21 protein-coding genes are annotated in these 22262 nt (G+C 54.4%); 11 read left to right on the forward strand and 10 right to left on the reverse strand.

The window, feature by feature from the left end:
• Window positions 1-90: 90 nt before the first annotated feature.
• The 7 genes from BKP64_RS06040 to soxC are packed head-to-tail and all read right to left on the reverse strand — an operon-like array spanning window position 91 to window position 4561.
• The gene (locus BKP64_RS06040) at window positions 91-396 is read right to left on the reverse strand and encodes a hypothetical protein (RefSeq protein ID WP_070967312.1); all 306 of its coding nucleotides are present in this window, start codon (window positions 394-396) and stop codon (window positions 91-93) included.
• Window positions 397-422: 26 nt separating this feature from the next.
• On the reverse strand, window positions 423-1262 hold the full coding sequence (soxA, locus tag BKP64_RS06045) for a sulfur oxidation c-type cytochrome SoxA (RefSeq protein WP_070967314.1): 840 nt from the start codon (window positions 1260-1262) through the stop codon (window positions 423-425).
• A gap of 56 nt (window positions 1263-1318) precedes the next feature.
• Window positions 1319-1630: a thiosulfate oxidation carrier complex protein SoxZ gene (gene soxZ, locus BKP64_RS06050; protein ID WP_070967317.1), complete on the reverse strand. Its 312-nt coding sequence runs from the start codon at window positions 1628-1630 to the stop codon at window positions 1319-1321.
• Between the two features lie 25 nt (window positions 1631-1655).
• Complete coding sequence (soxY, locus tag BKP64_RS06055) at window positions 1656-2144, reverse strand: thiosulfate oxidation carrier protein SoxY (RefSeq protein WP_070967319.1); 489 nt, start codon at window positions 2142-2144, stop codon at window positions 1656-1658.
• 19 nt (window positions 2145-2163) lie between these two features.
• Window positions 2164-2517 carry a sulfur oxidation c-type cytochrome SoxX gene (gene soxX / locus BKP64_RS06060; protein WP_070967321.1) on the reverse strand — a complete coding sequence of 118 codons (354 nt, stop codon included), beginning with the start codon at window positions 2515-2517 and terminating at the stop codon, window positions 2164-2166.
• Between the two features lie 48 nt (window positions 2518-2565).
• Entirely contained in the window at window positions 2566-3183 is a 618-nt protein-coding gene (locus BKP64_RS06065; protein ID WP_099092548.1) for a c-type cytochrome, read from the reverse strand.
• 46 nt (window positions 3184-3229) lie between these two features.
• Window positions 3230-4561, reverse strand: a complete 1332-nt coding sequence (soxC, locus tag BKP64_RS06070) for a sulfite dehydrogenase (protein ID WP_070967326.1) — start codon at window positions 4559-4561, stop codon at window positions 3230-3232.
• 258 nt (window positions 4562-4819) lie between these two features.
• Here soxC and BKP64_RS06075 point away from each other — a divergent pair, with 258 nt between their 5' ends.
• Window positions 4820-5824 (forward strand): MBL fold metallo-hydrolase, encoded by a 1005-nt coding sequence (locus BKP64_RS06075; RefSeq protein ID WP_083329167.1) that lies wholly within the window; start codon window positions 4820-4822, stop codon window positions 5822-5824.
• Window positions 5825-5926: 102 nt separating this feature from the next.
• Complete coding sequence (locus tag BKP64_RS06080) at window positions 5927-6199, forward strand: YebG family protein (RefSeq protein ID WP_070967329.1); 273 nt, start codon at window positions 5927-5929, stop codon at window positions 6197-6199.
• A gap of 37 nt (window positions 6200-6236) precedes the next feature.
• Here BKP64_RS06080 and BKP64_RS06085 read toward each other — a convergent pair whose 3' ends face one another.
• Together BKP64_RS06085 and BKP64_RS06090 are read right to left on the reverse strand one after the other, a co-directional pair.
• Window positions 6237-8675, reverse strand: a complete 2439-nt coding sequence (locus BKP64_RS06085) for a YbcC family protein (RefSeq protein ID WP_070967332.1) — start codon at window positions 8673-8675, stop codon at window positions 6237-6239.
• Window positions 8672-10285, reverse strand: coding sequence for an NADH-quinone oxidoreductase subunit L (locus tag BKP64_RS06090; RefSeq protein ID WP_070967335.1), 1614 nt, complete (start codon window positions 10283-10285; stop codon window positions 8672-8674). Before BKP64_RS06090 ends, BKP64_RS06085 begins: the two co-directional genes overlap by 4 nt.
• 100 nt (window positions 10286-10385) lie before the next feature.
• Here BKP64_RS06090 and BKP64_RS06095 point away from each other — a divergent pair, with 100 nt between their 5' ends.
• The 8 genes from BKP64_RS06095 to BKP64_RS06130 all read left to right on the forward strand — a co-directional run bounded on the left by BKP64_RS06095 (window position 10386) and on the right by BKP64_RS06130 (window position 19264).
• Complete coding sequence (locus BKP64_RS06095; protein WP_070967337.1) at window positions 10386-11294, forward strand: LysR family transcriptional regulator; 909 nt, start codon at window positions 10386-10388, stop codon at window positions 11292-11294.
• Window positions 11295-11388: 94 nt separating this feature from the next.
• On the forward strand, window positions 11389-12894 hold the full coding sequence (locus tag BKP64_RS06100) for a flavin-containing monooxygenase (protein ID WP_070967340.1): 1506 nt from the start codon (window positions 11389-11391) through the stop codon (window positions 12892-12894).
• Window positions 12895-12957: 63 nt separating this feature from the next.
• Window positions 12958-13404: an Lrp/AsnC family transcriptional regulator gene (locus BKP64_RS06105; protein ID WP_070973579.1), complete on the forward strand. Its 447-nt coding sequence runs from the start codon at window positions 12958-12960 to the stop codon at window positions 13402-13404.
• A 373-nt stretch (window positions 13405-13777) separates the two neighbouring features.
• A complete protein-coding gene (locus BKP64_RS06110) occupies window positions 13778-14872 on the forward strand; it encodes a TRAP transporter substrate-binding protein (protein ID WP_083329168.1) in 1095 nt (364 codons plus the stop codon).
• Window positions 14873-14886: 14 nt separating this feature from the next.
• Window positions 14887-15429 carry a TRAP transporter small permease subunit gene (locus BKP64_RS06115; protein ID WP_070967343.1) on the forward strand — a complete coding sequence of 181 codons (543 nt, stop codon included), beginning with the start codon at window positions 14887-14889 and terminating at the stop codon, window positions 15427-15429.
• Window positions 15426-16751: a TRAP transporter large permease gene (locus BKP64_RS06120; protein WP_070967345.1), complete on the forward strand. Its 1326-nt coding sequence runs from the start codon at window positions 15426-15428 to the stop codon at window positions 16749-16751. Before BKP64_RS06115 ends, BKP64_RS06120 begins: the two co-directional genes overlap by 4 nt.
• Before the next feature lie 24 nt (window positions 16752-16775).
• Window positions 16776-17612, forward strand: a complete 837-nt coding sequence (locus tag BKP64_RS06125) for a sulfite exporter TauE/SafE family protein (protein WP_070967349.1) — start codon at window positions 16776-16778, stop codon at window positions 17610-17612.
• 65 nt (window positions 17613-17677) lie between these two features.
• Window positions 17678-19264, forward strand: coding sequence for a gamma-glutamyltransferase family protein (locus BKP64_RS06130; RefSeq protein ID WP_070967351.1), 1587 nt, complete (start codon window positions 17678-17680; stop codon window positions 19262-19264).
• A 55-nt stretch (window positions 19265-19319) separates the two neighbouring features.
• Here the strand turns inward: BKP64_RS06130 and BKP64_RS06135 are convergent, their stop codons facing one another.
• Window positions 19320-19976, reverse strand: a complete 657-nt coding sequence (locus BKP64_RS06135) for a molecular chaperone DnaJ (protein ID WP_070967354.1) — start codon at window positions 19974-19976, stop codon at window positions 19320-19322.
• A gap of 225 nt (window positions 19977-20201) precedes the next feature.
• On the opposite strand from BKP64_RS06135, the gene BKP64_RS06140 reads away from it, so the two are divergent.
• Window positions 20202-22259: a TonB-dependent receptor plug domain-containing protein gene (locus BKP64_RS06140; RefSeq protein ID WP_227515517.1), complete on the forward strand. Its 2058-nt coding sequence runs from the start codon at window positions 20202-20204 to the stop codon at window positions 22257-22259.
• Window positions 22260-22262: the final 3 nt, after the last annotated feature.

Genomic DNA, 22262 nt, shown 5'->3' on the forward strand with positions numbered 1-22262 from the left:
TCCTCTCTCTGTCATTATGGGAATAGACGAATAACCCTGCAGCCTGGGCAGCGCCGCAGACACAGGGTCAAGCATCCATTACGGGCACGTTTATCCGCCTATCGCGACATTACGCCAGACCTCTGCCTGCTTCTTGCGCTGGGCAACGGATTCCTCGGCCAGTTTCAGAGCCTTGCTTGCCATACCCTTCGCTTTCTCATAATCACCGCTTTCCGCGGCGGACCTGGCAGCTTTGAGCCGGTCTGAAGTAATGGTCCACTGAAACGTTCCGGCGTCCTTGTGGGTACTCTCAGCCTCCGAGTAGATCTTTTCAAAATCCTCTTTCGGGCCTGCCAGGGCGGACAGCGATATTCCCAGGGCCAGTATTGCGCCAAGTGTCAGTAATGATTTTTTCATTGCGATTCTCCCAACTCCGTTCCCGGTTATGGACGGGTGGCCGGACCAACCACTGGCAGGCCATTGCTCATATAGGTCAGGAAGTACTCAAGATTTCGGTACTCCGTGCTTTGAGCCGGTAATGGTTCGGCACGAACGTTGTTATTGCACCCGGCAAAACGTCTGTGCAACGTACCCAGTTCGCCCCACTTGGAACGATGAACCGGAAAGTTTGACGGTTGGCCCAACGCAGGCGATAGCAGGTCCGCACGTATCCAGTTGCCTGGATTCTGAACGTGACAACTGGCACAGGAAAAGTTCAGCTGCCCCCTGCGGCTGTAATAAAATTCCTTGCCATCCTGATAGGCCGCCAGGGCCGCAGGCTCATCCGGAACCTTGATGTCGAACTCTTTACCTTGAGAGGTGGAGGCCATATAGGCTGAGATAGAGGCAATGTCGCCTTTCTTGTATCTCAGGGGCTTCTCACCGTTTTCCTCCCGACAACGGTTGATGGCCAGCTCAAGCGTTATGACCTCCTTCTTTTCCATATCGAAGTAAGGATAGTTCTGGCGAATACCAATACCGCCGTTTTCAAAGCAGCTTGCATAGGTCTTGCCATTGGCGAAGGGCGTTTCAAACATCTCCTTGCCTTCCGCAACGGCGAATTCATAGGGTGGGAAATCCTGCAGTGACTCCCACTGGGAACGTCGGTCGTCATCCAGTGCGTACTGGCCGTTGACGAATTCCTTGAACGGCACGTCAGGGAACCTTTGCTTGAAGTACTCAACCGCTTCTTTCCGGTCTTCTTCCGGCGAGTTTCCCGCCAGCGCCTGTGGCACGACCAGCGCCGCGCCCAGGGCGACCAGGATGATTTTCGCTTTAAGCATGTCCAATCCTCCTCTGCGACGGTACAAAAGCCCGGGGCCCTGTCCGCCAACAACCTTTAGCCGATCGTCGCTGTGGTTGAATCACTCTCGCCTTTATTGTCCACCCAGCTGATCGTGAGCTTGTCTCCTTTCTTGGCACCTTCGAACCGGCACTCAAGGAACGGGTCCTTCGAAACGGCAGGGCCCCACTGAGCCACAAACACGTCTTTACCGTTATGGTTAATGGTCAATACCTGGATGAAATGGGCGGGAATCACATTACCGGCCGAATCCTTAACGAACCCGGAGTCCATGGGGTGCCGCACCAAGGCCTTGAGCGACGTTACGCCACCATTTTCTACTGCGCGAACTCTGATACTGGAAGCCATTCTTTCTCTCCTGTCCTACTAGCGGTCAGCCGCCACAGCCGCCGACGGTCACTTTCACATTCTTGGTGGCCTTGTAAGCCTTGCCATCGGAAATAACCACCGCCACGACATCCGTGGTCTCGGCCATTTTCAGACGGTTGGATACAAATGGTAGCGTCCCTTTCGGGATCATGAACGATGCCGCCAGGGCATTCGGGTTCTCGGCGACCAACAATGCAATACTTGTCACGTTTGGCAGCGTAGTCTCGACGGTTACCGGCACCACGGCACCGTTCTGGGCAATGGTTGGCAGGTCCACGGATATCTTGTCGGATTGCTCCGCATCCATGCCGTATAGTTCGGAAATCGTTTCGTCGACGCCCGGTGTATTGAAAGCTTTCTTCGGCCAATTGCCTGCATCGGGAGCTGCAGCGGCCTCTACCCGAAGCGGCACCATTCCGGAAGCAAGTGCAAAACCCGCAACACCCGCGCCCAATGCGCCTTTCAAAAAACCTCTTCGTCTTTCGTCAATCACGGCAACTCCTCCTCCGCTCTCAGAGCGTGTACAAATAATCAATAACCCGGTTGATCTCTTCTTTACTCAGGATCGAGTGACGTCCGAATGGAGGCATCACCGTTATCGGGTTGAATTGGGTTTCGTCCCAAATGCGCTGGAACAGCATTTCCCGGTCCGGAAAACGTACTTTCATATTCCCCAGGGCCGGTCCGATATTGCCTGTCAACTTGCCGTCATCCATCTGATGGCAGGCCAGACAGTTTCCGTCCTTCCGGCTGAACGCCAGCTCCTTGCCCAGATCAATCTCGGCCTTGGTCGGCTCTGCAAACACCGACGGTGTAGCGCTCAGTGCAAGCGTGGTTAAACACACGGAAATTAACCCTTTACGCATCACTTAATCCTCCTCGGCACGTTTCAAATGGCACCGCCTCTCCAGCAATTACTCTGTAAGCCCTTTGTCGAGCGGGCCGGTCGTGCTTGGTGTCAGGTTCTTGCCCACAGCTGAGTCCGTTACCTCCACCGTGTCCCTGCAATCCTTCATACAACGTTCGTTATGGATGTCTGGTCGGGGGTCTTCCCAGACAAAATTGTCTTCATTGGGCATTTTTACTTTTGGCAGTGTTTCCTTGTTGGCAACAAAATCCCCGTCCACGATGTAGTTCAGGTTGAGGACATAAGCTGTCAGCGCATACACCTGATCATCGGTCAAAGACTGAGGCGCAAAAAACGGCATGGCTCTGTGAATGTAATCCCACAGGGTGCTTGCATAGGGCCAATAACTGCCTACGGTTTTTTCCGGGCGGTCTTCCGTCAGGCTGCCATCGCCACCAGCGAGCTTGGGGAAGCGCCCCATACCCTCACCGAAAGCTCCATGACAGGACGAACAATAGGTTTCGTAGACATTCATTCCTTCATCAACGGTGCCACTGCCTTCCGGCAGCCCTTTTCCATCTGGCCGGACATCAATATCCCATCCGGCAATCTGCTCTTTGGTTGCGGGTTCGCCATAGCCGTAATATCCGGCAGACTCAGCCTGGCAAGCCGCTGCCATAGACATCAAAAGCACCCCGGTTCCTAAACTGGCCAAAACTCGCGACGATTTATCAAACCTGAACATTGTTCACACTCCCATCTGGCGTCACCTGCCAGGTCTGGATCGCATTCTTGTGGTAAATCGAATTGGTGCCGCGCGCTTCTTTGAGCTGCGAAAGCGTAGGCTGCACATAGCCGGTTTCATCGATTACCCGGGACTGCAACAACGCGGGGTTGCCGTCCCAGTTCCACTCAAGTGAGAATCGTGTCAGCGATTTCGACATCACTGGCTCACGCAAACGAGCCTGTCTCCAGTTGCGACCACCATCAACCGACACATCCACTGCCTTCACCTTGCCTTTCCCACTCCAGGCAATGCCTTCTATCTGATAAATACCGCTGCCTCTCAAGGGCATTTCCGGACACGGCGATGTGATAACGGATTTGGCCTCCATTACCCAGGTGAACCCATGAGCCGTTCCATCCGGCATGAGATCCGTGTACTTGGAAGTTTCTTCCCGTTGCATCCATGGCTTGTCACCGACTTCCAGGCGGCGCAACCATTTCACATGGGTGTTGCCTTCCCAGCCGGGAACGACAAGTCTTATCGGATAGCCCTGTTCCCGCCTCAGCGCCTCGCCATTCTGGGCATAGGCAACAATCACATCGTCAAGCGCCTTCTCCATCGGGATGCTGCGGGTCATAGCTGCCCCGTCGGCCCCCTCTGCCAGCAACCACTTGCCTTCGGGCTTCATACCGACTTCCTGCAACAGGGTGGAGAGCCGGACGCCAGTCCATTCCGCACAACTGACCATGCCATGAAGGAACTGGAGGGAGTTCAGCTGGGCACCGCGCCATTCCATACCGCCGTTTGCGGGGCATTCGATGAAGTTGATCTGCGAAACACTGGGAAACCGCTGCAGGTCTTCCATGGAGAGAATAATCGGCCGGTCTACCAGCCCGTGGATCATCAGACGATGTTGTTGAGGATCAACTTCCGGACGACCCGCGTGGTGGCGCTCAAAGAACAGGCCATTCGGCGTGATAATGCCCTTCAGGTGCTGGAGCGGCGAAAAGCTGATCGAAGATGTTTTCTCAGCAGTAAGCCAGGGAACATTCCTCCGGATAACGCCTTTTTCGAAGGGCGACGGAACACCGTACGGATCGGTAACAACACCCGGTCCAAGCGAGCGGGTCCAGGAGGGGATTTCCGGGGGATACTGGGTTTCGGCGGCACCAAGCCTGGGAGAGATGCCGGCAAGGGCACCACCGACCATGGCACCACCCGCAGTGAAAAGGCCATTCCTCAGGAAGCGCCGGCGTTCATCTGATGGTAAACGTTCTGACTCTTCCAGGGCGATACCGGAAACGTCTTGCTTAAGCCGGCGGAGCTTGCCGAACATAGTTTTATCCTCCTTCGATGCCCTCTTGCGGGCTGTCGGCCGGCACTCAGTTCAGAGACTGAAAGGCGGTCTTGTTGTTTATGTTATAAGGATATAACTTATTTATAGACTCCTAAGTGGCGGGTGACAAGTACTTTTATGTGACTCGACATTGGCTAAAAGATCTGATTTTCGGGAGGACGTTTTTCCGGAATCCAGTAAAATCACAAACAGGACAGCTGGTTACGAATCAACCAGAAACGTTTGGAGGGAACAGAAATGCACCATTTAAGGAAGAAAAAAGATGGCTTTTTGCTTATTCTGGCTGTGGTAGTGATTTTTTTACCCGGAATCGCATTTGGCGAATCTGATTCAACCTATCCGAAAATCTCAATCCCCTTTAGCCCCGAATCGGTAAACATCGAAAACATTTACTATTTTGACGGGGAATCCGGGGTACCAGGCAAGAGCAATCAAGGCTTTACCGCCAACGCCGGCTTTGTAATAACCGACGTGGGTGTCGTCGTCTTTGATGCCCTGGGGACACCAAGTCTTGGCGCCGCCATGATCCGGGAAATACGGAAACTGACGGACCTGCCCATCACTCACGTGGTTGTCAGCCACTACCATGCTGACCACATCTACGGACTCCAAGCGTTCAAAGACCTGACAAATGCTGAAATCATCGCTCAGGATAGCTCAAAGCTCTATATAGACAGTCCCGATGCGAAACAGCGCCTCCAGCAACGCGGAGAGGCACTATCGCCGTGGGTTAACGACCAGACACGAGTGGTTCAACCAGATATTACCTTTCAAGATGAAATGGCCCTGGAATCGGGGAGCTATCGCTTTGGCGTCTATCATGCCGGCCCAGCCCATGCTCCAGACGATAGCATGATGATGGTTGAACCCTCGGGTGTACTGTTCTCCGGAGACATCATCCAGAATGGTCGAATCCCGTTTTTGAACAGTCCTGAAGTGGATACTGAAAACTGGATGAGCGCCATTGAGAAGGTGAAAGAGCTCAAGCCAAAGGTACTTATCCCGGGCCATGGGCGCGCTTCCCAAAACGCCATGGAAGCATTGGACTTCACCTACAACTACCTGGCATTCGTTCGTAATCAGATGAAAGCCGCCGTTGAGAACTGGGTATCATTTGAAGATGCCTATGATCAAACAGACTGGTCACGTTACGAATCGCTGCCGGCTTTTGATGCCTCGAACAAAGCAAACGCTTATCGGGTATACCTGGATATGGAGAAATCTGCACTTGGGGGCGAATAAGCTCACAAAGACCGCGGTTCAACAAATGTTGTGTCAAACAGGCCTCTTTCTGTACACTGTCTTTTTATACAGTATTACGTACATTCACTGCGAGGAATGACCATGGCGGTACAAGCAGTCTACTTTTCCGATAGGGACGGCCTGGAAATGGCACTTAAACATCCTGATACGATGCTCTTCACTTCAAAGGCGGACGCTGATGCGCGGGACAAAATCCTTGAGTTGGCGGAAGAAATTCAGGTCTTCCTGACCCGCAAGGTCGAAGGACTGACAGATGATCAGGCGGAACGTTGCGCCATGGCCATCGCTGAGGAAAAAGATCTGTTTCAGAAAGCCCTGAAGAAACCCGAGCTTCTGAACGCGGAACAGGAATAAAAGGATGGGGGGCGCACCTTGGCTGCCCCCCCATGTTTCAGAATTTGTGCCAGCTACCATTCTGATATTGCTCTACGCCCCCCTCCGAGAACCTGAACAGCCACAACCAATGGTTTTCAACCAAAGCTGCCACATCGGGTTGATGTGCAATGACCTTCTCAATGCTGAGGCGTGACGCATCAATGAAAACGCTCAGTCTCACCGGCTCGTGGCGCCACTGCTGCCCATCGTGGACCGACTGATATGAGAGACCGATCCTGAGATCCGGGTCGTTACCTTCAATGACGCCAACGTTTCCTCCAATTACCGAGTGAAGCAGCTTGTTGCCAGATCCGAAGGTATTCTGTGCCGCAACCGAACCCAGATACTGCAGGTTGATCCAGTTGGCGACGACCATTGGCGCCGACATTAAACTCTCAAGCACACTGCCTTCAGGATCGAGAGACTCATCGTAGTCATGAAGAAATGCGCGTCCCGCCAGATCCAGCCCTCTTGTCCGTGACCGCTGTGCAAAAACGATGGCCGCGTTATTGGCAAGGCCCCACTCCGGGCGCACCTCGGACCAGTTAACGGTACGTCTGGTTAGCTCGCTCATCAGGGGCTGATCGTCCAGACCATTGAGATTCAACGCTGTGGCGCGCTCACGCCGTGTCCGTTGCCCTGCATCCGCAAAGCTTGTTTCAAGCTTGCGAAGCTTGCCCAGATAGCTGTCTGGAACCTGAGCCCTGTCCAGAACCTGTATTTTATCGGTTACCGTGCAATGCTCGGCGGCAACGGCAACCGTGAAATCCGGAATCCGTATCCCGCGCTCGGCCAAACCCGTGCGCACAACGGGATCGTTGATCAGTCTGGCGGCAAGCCCGGCGTTCACACCCCCGTTCTGGCCTCCGCACGCGCCACAAGCCAGGCCAGCCTGGTGCGGATTGTTGTCGGTATGACTCCCGTGACCGACGAAAACCAGCAAAGAGGCAAATCCGGAAGTAAGCGACATACCTCGCAGGAGCTGTTCCGCCAGTTCCAATTTTTCGATGTCGGATACCGGATCGCCACCGTGACGATGAAACAGGCCGCTGTGCATCCCGTCCGGTATTTTTGCAGCCTCTTTGTTGAAATTCAGGCTGTCACGCACCAACTTCCACGCCCAGGCAAGCCCTGTGGTTTCGACAAGCGTAAAGCTCGACAGGCTACTGTATTTGGCCTTACGGACAGCCTGCCGGGCCAGTTCACGCTGGTCAGCGGCCTGGCTCAGGATCCGGTCTTTCTGACGGTCGCCAGTGGAATCCGCCAACCTGAACGCCGGCGCAAGCAGCCCCGGAAGCTTGGGTGTGTCCCCTTCAGGACCCAGACCCTGATGGGTCACAGGCATTCCAAAAAAGCCGGCGAAGCCCAGAGTCTGCGTTGTCGGACATACCTCCTCAAGATGTCGACGCATGACCTCCGACCGGACATCAATGCAAAAGACAGCCTGAAACTCCGCGATGGCAGACTCCCTTGAATTGGAAATCACCTGGTTCTGGCTAGCACTCAACGTGTGAACAAGTGTTCGCAGATAGCCGATTTCGTAGGCTCTGTGCCAAGTCCATAGCAGCTCATCCCCGGCATTGGGTAGCGCTCTCCGATACCTACCCCAATCCGCTTGCCACTGGTGACGCAGTTCGGCTGATGCCACCTGAACGCCCATTGCCTCGCAAACCAGCAGAATCGACAATAGTTGATCGCACAATCCGGATTGGTTTCCTTCGAGTTCCGCTCGCCAATCGATGCCCTTGCACCAGGAGCTCCACCCGATGAGCTCGAAAAGCAGCCGCTGGGCGAGGGACTCCAAATCATCCGGAGACAGATTCAACACACCCAATGCCCATTCAGAGGCGTCCACCTCTTCATTCGAAAGGCTCTCAACGATCGCCCGTACCCCCTTCAGACCAACCTTACGGTCCAGCAGCAAGTCATTTCGGGTTTGCTCCAGCCAGCTCTCAAGCAGGCTTCCTGCTGCAATATCGCTGAGCCAACGAGACTGTCTGACGTCGAAAAAAAGAGCACATGCCCGCGCTATTTGCTGGCGCATAGCCTCCAACGGGGAGCTGGTGCCGGGCTTATTCGTCAGATCGAGGACCGAGGGCGCTCCCTTCGCAGACTCGGCAGGTAAACGGTCAAGCGCTGAAACGAGAGCTCCGGGTTCCTTTTGGGAACCGGACTCGGCAATCGCTTTGCGGACATCCGTTTCACGAATCCGTCCGCCACTCCACGCGTCCAGGTAAAAGGACGCCGGCATGAGCATTGAGGTGTGCGTTCTGGCGCCCGGGATAGCGGCGGCCTGTTCCGCTGGAAGGTGTCTGCGCCCCCACCAGGGGTTAACGGCAATCCAGCGGTCGAGCGGCCAGCTCGGCGGAATGGATGACACCCCCCTGGCCAGAGCTTCGCGCTGATCGGCTGAGAGCGTCGGCTCTCCGGACCGGGACAGGATTGCGGCGGTCATAAGCTTTCTCCCAAAGCGGCGGTTTTGGTTTCAGGCGTTTTCTGACTCTGTTTCCGGCGTTTCAGATAGTCCGCCAGGCGCGCCGTGATCTGATCAAACGGGAGTACCAGATAAAAGCCATGACTGATATGAAACCGTAGCGCTCGCGCCAGTGGACCTTGCGGCGCGATTAAGAGAAACAGCGATATGAAGGCCAGAGACCCCACCATCACCAAGCCGATAACAACACCGGCAAGCGGTAAAACATAGCCCGGCTGCGCTGAAATGACAGGGCCCAGCAACCAGTGAACTGCGCCGTACAGAGGTGCCAGAGCGACGGCAAGACCGCTCAGAGCCAGTTTGCGCAGCACTTGGGCCCCTGCCGGAATGCCGAACACCGCGCCGAATACCGCCATCAGAAGCATTGCACCAAGTACCGCATTGTTTTCCACAAGCTCCGGGCGGAGCCAGAGTATCAGCAGAGCCACTCCGGCAACCGCTGTGCTCCAAGCCAGGCGTGAAGCCACCCGGGCATCCTCAAACGGGGCCACTTTGGATGCTGCAACTGTGCGTCCTGACGCAAGAAACGAGTGAGCTTTATAAAGCGAGTGGGCCAGCAAGTGAAGAAACGCCAGGGTATACGCGCCCATACCGATCTCGAACAACATAAATCCCATTTGAGCAGACGTGGACCAGGCCAGCGCATGTTTGACAGACGGCTGGCTCATCATTGTCAAAATACCGACAACCGCAGTGATCCCTCCAACTGCCAGCAGAATCATATGCCCCGCCGTAAACCCGTCGAATACCGGAAACAGTCTCAGCCACAAGAAGCCACCGAGGTTGATCACACCGGCATGCAGGAGCGCCGAAACTGGGGTTGGTGCCTCCATGACACGGAGTAGCCAACCGTGGAACGGGATTTGTGCACATTTCAGAACAGCGGCTACCGCAAGAAGCACTGAGGCAGCCTCCAGTGCGATTGAGCCCTGGGATGCCTCGGCGGATAAAGCCTGCATGACCGGGAGGTGAAAGGTTCCGTAATGTGTGTAGAGAAGCAGAACGCCGCCAATGACGCAGGCATCACCAATACGACTGACAATAAACTTCTGGAGGGCCGCAAGGCGCGCCTCCGGGCGGTCCTGATAAAGGGTGAGCAGATGGTGCAGAGCAAGGCTGACACCTACCCAAGCCCCTGCCAGCACAAGCAGGTTGTTGGTGAAGACCAGAAACAGAACACTCGCCAATGTGGTCAGGAACCAGGGAAGAAAACGGTCTCGCACCGGGTCTCCCTGAAGGTAATTATCTGCATATCGAAGAATCACCCATCCAATGAAGGCCACCATCAATGCCATCCAGACCGCCAGGCCATCCGGCTGCAGGCCCAGGCGGTGTCCAAGTTCAGGAAGCCCCGTGTCTCCCAGCCAGGCATCCACGACAAGCAGCCCGCCAATCGCCAACGTTGCGACCATTGACCATGCCAGGAGCCGACCGGCAATTCTCCAGCAATGATTCAGTTTCAGTGGATTGGTTGTCCAGCTACTGAATGCCGCCAACAGCAGCAACGAAACCGGCAGAATGAGCCAGGCCAGCAGAGCTGGCATTGAAAGAGCCGTCGCAATATCGTTCATAAATGCCTCCCTTCGCAGTTGGCGATACTTTGCAGGGAATGCATCGTTATTAAAAATAGTTTATAAAGATCCTATCGTTCGTTTTATGAGAACATAATTCATGAAACTCAATTACCATCACCTGTTCTATTTCTGGAATGTAGCCAAAACCGGGCACCTGACCCGGGCTGCTGAATCTCTGCATGTTTCCCAGTCGGCACTGTCCGGACAGATACGAAAACTGGAAGACAGCCTTGGTTATGAATTATTTGTTCGGGAAGGCCGGCGACTGAGGCTTTCAGAGGCTGGCCGGGTAGCCTTTGGCTATGCAGAGGACATTTTCAGGCAAGGGGAAGAACTGACGGCCTTGTTCAGTTCCGGTTCCCAGGCCAACCGGGAAAGTCTCAAAATCGGAGCCGTCGCGACTCTCTCAAGAAACTTTCAGGAAGGGTTTCTGAAACCACTGCTCGGACGCGAAGATCTGGAACTGAGCATTCAAAGCGGGACTCTTGAGGATTTGTTGAGGCGGCTTTCGGCCCACAGACTTGACCTCGTTCTGTCCAACCAGCCCGTTCACGGCGACGAGGAAACCCCTTGGCGATCCAGACGGATTGCCCGGCAATCTGTCAGTGTGATCGGCCCGCCAGGTGCTGGCGGAGCAACAACTTTTCCTGAGTTACTGACCCAACGGAGCCTGATCGTCCCTGGGCAGGACAACAATATCCGCCACGCGTTTGACCAGCTGTGTGATTACCACAAACTCAGACCAAGGATTGTTGCTGAAGTCGATGACATGGCCATGATGCGTCTTTTGGCCAGGGACACCCAACATTTTGCAGTTTTGCCACCCGTGGTTGTTCGCGACGAACTGCAGGCCGGCAGCCTGTACGATTACGGCGCCCTGCCCGGTGTGTTCGAGGAATTCTACGCTGTCAGTATCCGCCGTCAGTTTGAGCCGCCGCTGTTGACGAGCCTGCTGTCGCAACCTGCGGAAGAATTGCTCACCGGGTCCTCAAATTGGTCGTTCTGACCACCCGGACTGTCATATAAAGCCATCCAAGGTCCTGATATAGGGCCGTATACTCAGAGTTATCATTAAAACAAAAAGATACCGGACCACCCCCATGCACCAGAATAAAACGTCTGACTCTCCGTCCATTCTGATTATCGGTACCGGTTTTGGTGGCCTCGGTATGGCTATCCAGCTCAAAAAAGCCGGCTTTCACAACCTGACGTTGCTTGAAAAAGCGGATCGCGTCGGTGGCACCTGGCGGGATAACACCTACCCCGGAGCCGCCTGCGACGTTCAGTCCCACTTTTACTCCTATTCCTTTGAGCCCAAGCATGATTGGTCCCGCAAGTTTGGGCTCCAGAAGGAAATCCTTGGTTACATGGAACACTGTGTTTGCAAGTACGGCCTCTCGGATCACATACGGTTCAACGCAGAGGTGCAGGAAGCAACGTTTGATGAAGCCCGGAATCAATGGGCGGTCACTCTGGCAAATGGTGAAGAGCTAAAAGCCAGCGTCCTGATAACAGCGACCGGTCAGCTCAATCAACCAGCCTGGCCAGAGATTGAAGGCATGGAGCGTTTTGCCGGCAAGATGTTTCATTCCGCGCGCTGGGATCACGACTACGATCTGACCAACAAACGCGTGGCCGTCATTGGTACCGGTGCCAGCGCCATCCAGTTTGTACCCGAAATTGCCAGGCAGGTTAAATCCCTTGCCCTGTTTCAACGCTCCGCCGCCTGGGTACTTGCCAAACCGGACCGCCCGTTCAGGGCCTGGGAACAAACCCTGTTCAAAACCGTTCCGGGCTGGGACCGTTTGTACCGCTGTCTCATTTACTGGAAAAACGAAAGCCGCGCGCTGGCCTTTACCAAATTCAAAGGGCTACTGGAATTATTCGCCCGCGAGGCAAAAAAAGAGGCCCGGAAACACGTTACCGATCCGGGGAAACTGAAACACATCATTCCCGACTATCAGATCGGCTGTAAACGCATCCTGATTTCCAACGACTGGTATCCGGCAATCAATCAGCCGCACGTTAACCTGGTCACGGCTCCGATTGATCGCATCAATGAAGACGGCGTGGTCACCCGGGACGGGAGGCATTACCCGGTAGACGCCATTATATTCGGTACCGGATTCAGAGCTTCGGAATTCCTCTCCCCGATGACGGTCCGTGGCCGTTCGGGAGTTTCCCTGAATCAGGCCTGGAAGGATGGCGCATCCGCCTTCAAGGGAATCACTGTCAGCGGCTTTCCGAATCTGTTCATACTGTATGGCCCCAATACCAACCTCGCTCACAACTCCATTGTGTACATGCTGGAGTCACAATTCCGCTATGTGCTCAGCGCCCTTAATGCACTGAAGGAAAACCCGGGCTCGGCCATGGATGTGCGGAAGGACCGCCAGGAACGTTTTTCCTCGGAGGTCCAAAGCAGTCTCACCGGCAGTGTCTGGGATGCCGGCTGCACCTCCTGGTATCTGGATTCCAATGGCAAGAATACGATCAACTGGCCCGGGTTTACGTTTATGTACCGCTTCGCAACGCGAAGCGTCAATACTGCCGACTACCGGTTTTACCAAAATGGAAAACCCGGTCAGCCACAGACAACGGATTAATCGCTTCACTACCCGCAACGCGCTATCCTGCGATCTTCGATGAAATGCTTTGATGTTGGAATCATGAATAAACTTGATACTGAGTTGCTAAATCTACTGATTAAAGATGGTCGTGCTTCTTTTGCGGATATAGCGCGACAGCTCGATATTTCCCGGACCCACGCCCGGGCTCGGGTTCAGGATATGGTTGAATCGGGCCTGATCGAACAGTTTACTGCTGTAATCAATCCGGAAAAGCTTGGCAAAACCATTTCGAGCTTTATAGATCTGAAAGTTGCACCTCGCGCGATCGAGGTAATTGCCGAAGATCTCGCATCCAAACCGGAGGTGGTCAGCCTCTACATCATGACAGACCTGCAGAGTCTGCATATCCACACCCTGGTGGACAGTCACGAAACGTTTCACAAATTTGTGTCTGAATACCTGTTTTCCAATCCCGATATATTATCGGTGCATTCGAGCTCACTGTTGAAGCGCGTCAAACACAGGCGGGGCGGAGCACGCCTCTGAGGCTGGTGTTGAGGGCGTCTGAAGTTGTCTCAAAATGATGCGTTCTGTCATTATTTGGTGCGCATCTGACAAATGACGCTCCCCGGATCAATCGGTGAACACATGTCAGATCAAAACTTCCATTAACGGAATTTTGCACTCATTTGGAATGGAAACCGGGTGTCACTGAGACCGGCCCCCAATGAAAAATTCACGCCCATGCCTCCCTTTCGAACATAAACCAGTCTTGCCACCAAGAACCAATAACGCCATTTTAATGTTATTTTTCATAGCTTTAAATTAGTTTCGGATCTGGCACATAGCGTGCAAAGGCTTCCACTGACAATGAAAGAAACACCTTTTAACGGTCAACTGAAGCAGTGGAGCATGTGCAATGACGATTAACAGACGGAAATTCCTCGGCGCAGCGTTAGCATCTACAACCGCAGGTATTGCTCTTGGGGCGCCGGCGATTGCCACCGCCGCAGCCTCGAAAGAAACGTTCAACCTCAAAATGACAAATGCCTATCCTCCAGGCTCACCTTTCTACGTTCAGGGACCAGGAAGCCCGATGGACTTCTGTAAAAAGGTCGGCGAAATGTCTGGTGGCAGACTTAACATTTCTCATTTTGCCGCAGGAGAGCTGATACCTGCACTCGAAGGTTTCAACGCCGTGGCACAGGGCACCGTCGAGATGAACGCGGCGAACGCCTATTTTTGGGCAGGAAAAATCCCCGCAGCGCAGTTTTTCACCACCGTACCCTTCGGACTGAACACCCAGGGCATGATGGCGTGGCTCTACCAGGGCGGCGGGTTGAAGTTGTGGCACGAACTCTATGAACCCTATGGACTGGTTGCGTTTCCAATGGGCAACACCGGCGTACAAATGACGGGCTGGTTCAGGGAGCCGATTGAGACCCTTAAAGACCTTGAAGGTCTGAAAATGCGGATTCCGGGACTGGCTGGCAAGGTATACAGCGAACTCGGTGTCACTGTTCGACTGCTGCCGGGCGGAGAGATATTTCCTGCCCTGGAACGTGGTGTCATTGATGCAGCGGAGTTCGTAGGCCCCTACCAGGATCGCCGTCTTGGCCTCCACAAAGCAGCGAAAAACTATTACACCACCGGATGGCACGAGCCCACCAATGTCACCGAACTGCTCATTAACAAGAAAGTCTGGGACAGCATGCCCAAGGACCTTCAGATGATTATTCAGCTGGCAGCACAGGCGTCAGTTCTTGAGAGTCTGTCCTGGTCGGAGGCAAACAACTCGGATGCCCTCAAGGACCTGGTTGAAAATGAAGGGGTTATTGCGAAACCGCTGCCTGCACCGATTGTGAGCCGATTGAAAGAAGTCACAGCCGATACGCTGCTCACGATGGCCAATGCCGATGCTCAGATGAAGACTGTTTATGACTCCTACATGGCGTTTAAGGATAAGCATGCTTCCTGGGCAGCCCTGAGCGAAAAACCTCTGCTCAACATGTAATCCGGAGCTCGACCATGAGAATGACAATCAGAAGTCTCGAATGGTTGGTCGAGCAGCTGGGTGGGCTGGCACGCTTTTGCGTGCTGGCCCTGGTGCTGCTTGTGGCAACCAACGTCATCCTGAGGTACCTCTTTTCCATTGGCCCGGTATCACTGCAGGAACTGGAATGGCACCTGGTCTCCCCCATCGCGCTTCTTGGCCTGGCCTATTCCATGAAGCACCGGGCAGACGTTCGCATTGACGTTCTGTACGAGCGTTTCAGTATGCGGGCACAGGCCCTGGTCGATCTTGTCGCTTCTCTGCTAACGGTGGCGGTTGGCGGCATTATTGCCTGGCTGGCACTGGACTATGTTGCTCAATCCTATCAATTGAATGAAGGGTCACCCGATCCTGGTGGTCTGACTATGCGCTACTTGCTAAAAGCCTTTATTCCCTTTGGTTTCTTCTTACTCGTGACACAGGGTGTCTCGGATACCCTGAGAGCCGTGGTCCAGTTCTCGGACCCCGAGAACCCGATGGAATTACCGGCCTCTCTCTCTTCCGAGGCTTCAGCATGAGCGGAAACGAGTGGCTCATCATTGGTATGATCGCAGGGTTTCTCGGCCTGATGATCATTGGTATACCGGTGGCTATATCGCTCGCGGTCTCCGGCTTTATTGCCGGCTACCTGGGATTTGGTTCGTCGCTGTTCAACCTCATGCCCGCACGACTCTTCGGCGTGGTGACCAATTACACGCTGCTGGCAATACCCTTGTTCGTATTCATGGGTGTCATGCTGGAAAAATCGAAAGTCGCTGAAAATATGCTGGAGACCATCGGCAAGGCGATGGGCGGTTTAAACGGTGGCATGGGCCTTGCGATTATTCTGGTGGGCGTTCTGATGGGTGCGTCAACCGGTATCGTTGGCGCAACGGTGGTCACCGTGGGGCTTCTGACCCTCCCTGCCCTGATGCGTCGGGGGTATTCGCCCAGCGTGTCGTGTGGGACCATCTGCGCCTCCGGGACACTGGGTCAGATCATTCCCCCCAGCCTGGTTCTGATCCTGCTATCTGACATCGTCGGAGAATCCGTTGGCGCACTGTTCGCGGCCGCTTTTATACCGGGGCTGATTCTGGCCGGAATCTATATCTTGTACCTGCTGCTACTGGGTGTTTTCAAAAAGGAACTGGTTCCTGCCATTCCCGCAGAAGAGCGAGCGGAGACAAGTAAAAAGCAGCTCGTAAAAGACCTGATTGCCCACGTAATGCCGCCGTTGATTCTGGTCTTTGCCGTTCTTGGTTCCATTGTGGGTGGCGTTGCTGCTCCGACGGAAGCAGCCTCAATGGGGGCTTTGGGCGCACTGATGATCGCCATCCTGTCCAGGCGGTTCAGCCCGGCTCTGCTCAAGGAAACCTTGCATGGCACGCTGGTAATCTCTGCCATGGTGTTTTTCATCCTGCTATGCGCTCAACCCTTCTCTCTGTCCTTCCGGGGTCTCGGTGGTGAACAGATGGTTCATGCGCTGTTCGAAATGCTACCGGGCGGTGAATTCGGAGCAATCCTGTTCCTTATGGCCCTGTTGTTTATTCTCGGTTTTTTCCTGGAATGGATTGAAATATCGTACATTGCCTTGCCAATGTTCCTGCCGGTATTTATGAACTACGGGACCGACATGGTCTGGCTCGCTATTATGGTTGCCATGAACCTGCAGATGTCATTCCTTACGCCACCCTTTGGCTGGGCGTTGTTTTTCCTGAAGGGGGTCGCCCCTAAGGGCATCACAACACGGGACATTTATGTTGGCGCTTTGCCCTTTGTGGCGTTGCAACTTGCAGCACTCGTAGTACTCTTCCAATTCCCGGCACTGGTCACGTGGCTCCCGGAAGCCATTGGCTGGTAGAAACTCTCAATCAGGAACTGAAGTATGGATTTTTTCGCCGATTATTCCGCGACTTGGCTTGCCGGGCTCGCTTTATCTTTAATGGTGACCGGAATCATTGCCGGGCTCATGGCGGGGTTGCTTGGTGTGGGCGGTGGAATTGTGATCGTCCCGGTGCTCTATCACCTGTTCACTTTTCTCGGAATCGATGAAGCGGTGCGGATGCACGTGGCGGTCGGGACCTCCCTGGCTACAATCATCCCGACATCTATCATTTCGTCTCGATCCCATTTCAAGCGGGGTAGCCTCGACCCACACATCCTCAAGAAGCTCGTCCCCGGGGTTATCATCGGTGTCGGGATTGGAGCTATCGCAAGTGGTGTTTTGGATGGTCAGGTGCTGACCGCGGTCTTTGCAGTGATCGCACTTCTTGTGGCTCTCAACATGGCATTCAAAAAGGATGGCTTCAGCGTCAGTGACGGGCTGCCCGGACCAATGGGTTCAGGCTTACTGGGTACTTTCATTGGCGGAACATCGACATTGATGGGAATCGGTGGTGGCACTCTCAGCGTTCCGATCCTCAGCGCCATGCGCGTGCCGATGATCAACGCAGTCGGTACCGGCGCCGCATTGGGCTTTGTTATCAGTGTTCCCGGTGCAATTGCTTTCCTGATCAATGGGATGGGCGTCGAAGCACGGCCTCCGCTGACCCTGGGGTACGTCAACCTGATTGGTCTGGCCCTGATCGTGCCCGCAACCATGCTGATGGCGCCCATCGGCGCACGGGTCGCCCATGCGATTAACGCAAAACTATTGAAACAACTGTTCGCGCTTTTTCTGTTCATCACGTCGCTGCGTATGTTTTATGGCCTTGTCAGCTGAACTCCGCGCAAACCACATAATGTACGAGTGCCCGAATACGATGATCGCTCCTGGAGACAACAAAAATGCTTAAAACGGTCTATTCAGCAAAAGGGATGTTCGTTGCACCCCATCATCAGGCGGCCCTGGCAGGCCGGGATGTCCTAAAAGACGGCGGTAACGCGGTCGAGGCCATGGTGGCGGCGGCGGCGTCTATCGCCACCGTCTACCCGCATATGAACTCAATTGGCGGTGATGGGTTCTGGCTTATCCATGAGCCCGGCAAGGCGCCGATCGCCATCGACGCGTGCGGTCGTGCGGCCAAGGCCGCAACCACAGGTTTCTATAAGGGCCATCAGCAGATCCCTTCCCGTGGCCCTATGGCAGCTCTGACCACCGCAGGAACCATCGAGGGGTGGCAACAGGCCCTGAATGTTGCAGCGAACTGGGGAAAGCCATTACCTTTGAGCCGGTTGTTGGCCCCGGCAATCGATCAGGCAACGTCCGGCATTATCGTAACAGAGAGCCAGGCCAGACTGACGGCTGAGAAAGCACATCAGATGAGCGATGCGCCAGGGTTTTTTGATACCTTTGCGCCCGGTGGCAAATCCCCCCTGCCCGGCAGCCTGATGAAACAGTCGACACTGGCCGCAACGCTGGAACAACTTGCCCGGGCCGGACTGGATGATTTTTACCGGGGAGAATTGGGCAAAGCCATCGGGGACGAGCTGTCAAAAATCGGCAGCCCCTTAACCCGAGAGGATATGGCCGACTATCACGCGATGCAGGTTGCCCCTCTACAAACCAAATTGCGGGGCGCCCGAATCTTTAACTTGCCGCCGCCCACCCAGGGGCTGGCATCGCTCATGATTCTGGGTATTTTCGACCAGTTGGGTGTCTCCGAGGCTGAAGGCTTCGATTATATTCATGGCCTGGTGGAATCAACCAAACAGGCTTTCAGGGTCAGAGATCGCCTTGTTACCGATCCTGACCGGCTACCGGAACAGCCAAACGATTACCTGACAGCGGAAAAACTCGCAACGTTGGCGGCCAATGTTGACCCAAAAATCGCGTTGCCGTGGCCGGACCCCGCCAAGCCGGGCGATACGATCTGGATGGGCTGTATCGATTCCGAAGGCAGAGCCGTCAGTTTCATTCAAAGCATCTTCTGGGAGTTTGGCTCCGGGGTTGTTCTTAAAGAAACCGGGGTCAACTGGCAGAACCGCGGCATAAGTTTTTCACTGGATCCGGCAGCACTTCAGGCACTTGAGCCCGGCCGTAAGCCATTCCATACGCTGAATCCGGCCCTTGCCCATTTCGATGACGGCCGGATAATGAGCTATGGGACCATGGGCGGTGAAGGCCAACCCCAAACCCAGGCGATGGTATTCAGCCGCTATGGCATGTTCGACCAACCCCTCCAGCAAGCCGTGACAGCGCCTCGATGGTTGCTCGGCAGGACTTGGGGTGACACCACCACCACCCTCAAGTTTGAAAGCCGGTTCGACCCGGTTTTGCTTGACCGACTGAAGTCGGCCGGACACGACGTTGAGCTTTTGAACGAGGCTTTCAGCGATACCATGGGGCACGCCGGAGCCTTGGTGCGAAAGCCAGATGGCGTGATTGAGGGTGCGGCTGATCCCCGTAGCGACGGCTGCGTGGCCACACTGTAGAAGCAGAACGGCCACGGATGGGGTCGCCATGGCCCGTCAGTTTCATGGGTGGAGTTTATCCTCCACCCATTCCCCCGAAAAAACTGGCAAGAATGACCAACCCGATAATCCAGCCAATGACCGCTGGCCAGAAGTTGACCATCTGGGGGGGCTCGTTCTCACCCACCTCTGGCACTTCCGATTCACGATAGATTCGCTCATCAGCTTCTTCCGGCATTGCCTGCAGGCTAGACCAGCCAAACCAGTGGCCAAGAAAATGAGTGACGGATTCGGGAAAACTTCCATTCTCCGCCATTGGGCGAATCTGCGGCTCCAGCTGTCGACCAATCTCAGCACGCAGCCGCGACTGATCAGCCGGCGGCTCACACAGAATGGCCTTCCAGATCCCGGCATCCTTGCTGTGCGAGGAATCGTTCAACAAGGCCTTGATCTGGATGACCACTTCACGGACAACTTGCCCCTCATTTCCGTCCAGTGGCTGATTACTCGCCCCAGAGATGGGTTCGTCAACGGCAGCGGGGGCTTCATCCGGAATTTCAGATTCAGGCCCACCTTTCGGGGAGGCCGGCATCTGCCCTGTGGCTTCCCTGAACGCCTGATCAAGACGATTTGCGTCTTCTCCCGATGCGAATTTCAACTGCTGTTCATAGGCCCGCTGAATTCGTTCATGGTCACCAGTGGGTTCAATTCCGAGGATTTCCCAGCAATTCATAAAGCTGTAGCTCCCAGCCCTGAGATTGATTACATTTTTGAGAGACAAACAGTGTGTAGTCCCATACGATAGACACCAAAGAAAAGAAGACAGTTCCAATTCCTGAGCCCGGCAGATTATAAAACGTGAACTATGCGTGTTTCGATAAAATATAACTTAGTCAGTGCATTCGTCCCAATCACCAAAAAAACAGCTGTTGCTCTGTTGCTCTGTTGCACAGCACAAATGCCTGCATTTGCCCAGCCTTCCGACCCGGCTTTATCACCTGAGTTCCTGGCCTTTAACGGCGAAATGTCTGAACTGCCCGAGGTGTTGACGACAACCCGGCTCAGGCAATCCAAACTGAAAGTGCCTGGCACGACAACAATCATTACCGGGGACATGATTCGCGACCTGGGTGTCATGAATCTGGTCGAAGTATTCCGGCTTGTGCCGGGCATGGTCGTCGGTGAACGGGGCAGCAATAACCAGGTAACGACCTATCACGGCACCTCACAGTACGAGCAGCGGCGACTGCAGGTTCAGATTGATGGCCGCACAGCCTACCGCGTCAGTCTGGCAGACGTAGACTGGATCGCCATGCCTGTGGCACTCGAGAACATCGAACGTATCGAGGTAAGCCGCGGCCCCAACTCGGCGGCTTACGGCATCAATGCCTTCCTCGGCAGCATCAACATTATTACCCGCTCACCACAAGATACCGCAGGCTCTGAATTGTATAGTTCTGTGGGTTCTCGGGGGCACCTGAGGACCTTTGCCTCGGCCGGAGATACTGGTCGCGATGGAAGTTGGCGCCTTTCTTATGAAAAGCGAAAGTCAAACGGCTTTGATGAGCAAATAGAAAGCAACGAAAGAATTCCCTTTCACGATGGGTACGATGTCAATAACTTCAACTTCGATAGCATCATCACATTAGACGGCCAGCACTCACTGGATCTCAGAGCGGGAGTGCTGGATGGCGTCAATGAAGAGGATAAAGACAAGTCCGGAAAACTCGGCGCCCTCACCAACCCCGACATCGTAATGGATGATTATTATCTGCAGGCACGTTTCAATGGCGCTACCTCAGATCGGCACTTCTACTATGTGCAGGCCAGCTATCAGAATCAGAAACGCAGGCAGAGATGGTCAATTGCCATTCCGGCAGATGAGTTCGTAACACTTTTGCCGCCCGGTGCACCTGCATTCCCGACCGATCAAGGTCCTTTTGTCGCCGACCTCAATGAAGACTCAGAGGAATCACGACTCGAGTTCGAGCTTCAGGACACGATTATCCTGAACCCGGAGCTGCAGTTCGTTTCAGGTATGGGCTACAGAAAAGACACCTATCGGTCTGAAACGTTCTTCAACGGTTCCGGGCACAATTATCAGGCTCGACTATTCGCCAACGCAGAATACTCTCCGCTGAACTGGCTGACATTCAACGCTGGTGGTAACTGGGAAAGAACAACCACAACCGGGGAAATTTACTTTTCACCCCGAGTTGCCTCCAATTTCATCATCAATAATAACCACGCCATCCGATTTGTGTTTTCACGCGCAGTGCGCACACCGGATGCTTTCGAACAAAATCCGGACTGGTCATACCGTCCAGCCAACATTCAACCCCCTTTCGAGGCGCTCGAAGGAACACGTTTTCTGGTTGAGGACCTGGTTGATCCGCAAACAAGCACATTCGGTGAGGAACTAGAGGAAGAGTGGATCACCTCCCGTGAAATCAGCTATTTTGGGCAGTTTCACCTGGACACTGCCCTGATGAGCGTGGAAGTTCGCTATTTCAACGACTACCTTCGTGACATGATCAGTGGTGTGATCAACGAAGAGGACTGGTACATCGACAACAACGTGGCCCTGGAGCAGGAAGGGGTAGAGCTGGAGACTTCTCTCGAATTCCCCGGAACCAAGCTGCGCGCAACCTACGCCTATCTGGATCAGGAAGGCCGGTATACGGGTGAGCCTGGCGCATTACCACCAAGAACAGAAGAGCGTGCCGTTGACCTTCTGAGCCGCCTGTCTGCTCGCCATTCAGGCAGTTTTGCGTGGATTCAGGACCTGCCACTTGAACTCACTTCGTCGGTCTCCTTCTACCTCGCCCAAGAGGTCAGGGATACCCGTTTCAAGCGCGCTGATTTCCGCCTTGCACGTCGGGTGGACCGGTCGAATTACAGTTATGTTCTGGCGTTTAACGTTCAGCACTACATTGATCAGGAAGCCTGGATAAGCCCAGACAATATTATTAAAAACAGCAACCAGTATTTTGTTGAGGCCGGTATACGCTTCTAATTT

The organism is Marinobacter salinus, from assembly GCF_001854125.1.
Classification (GTDB): Bacteria; Pseudomonadota; Gammaproteobacteria; order Pseudomonadales; family Oleiphilaceae; genus Marinobacter; species Marinobacter salinus.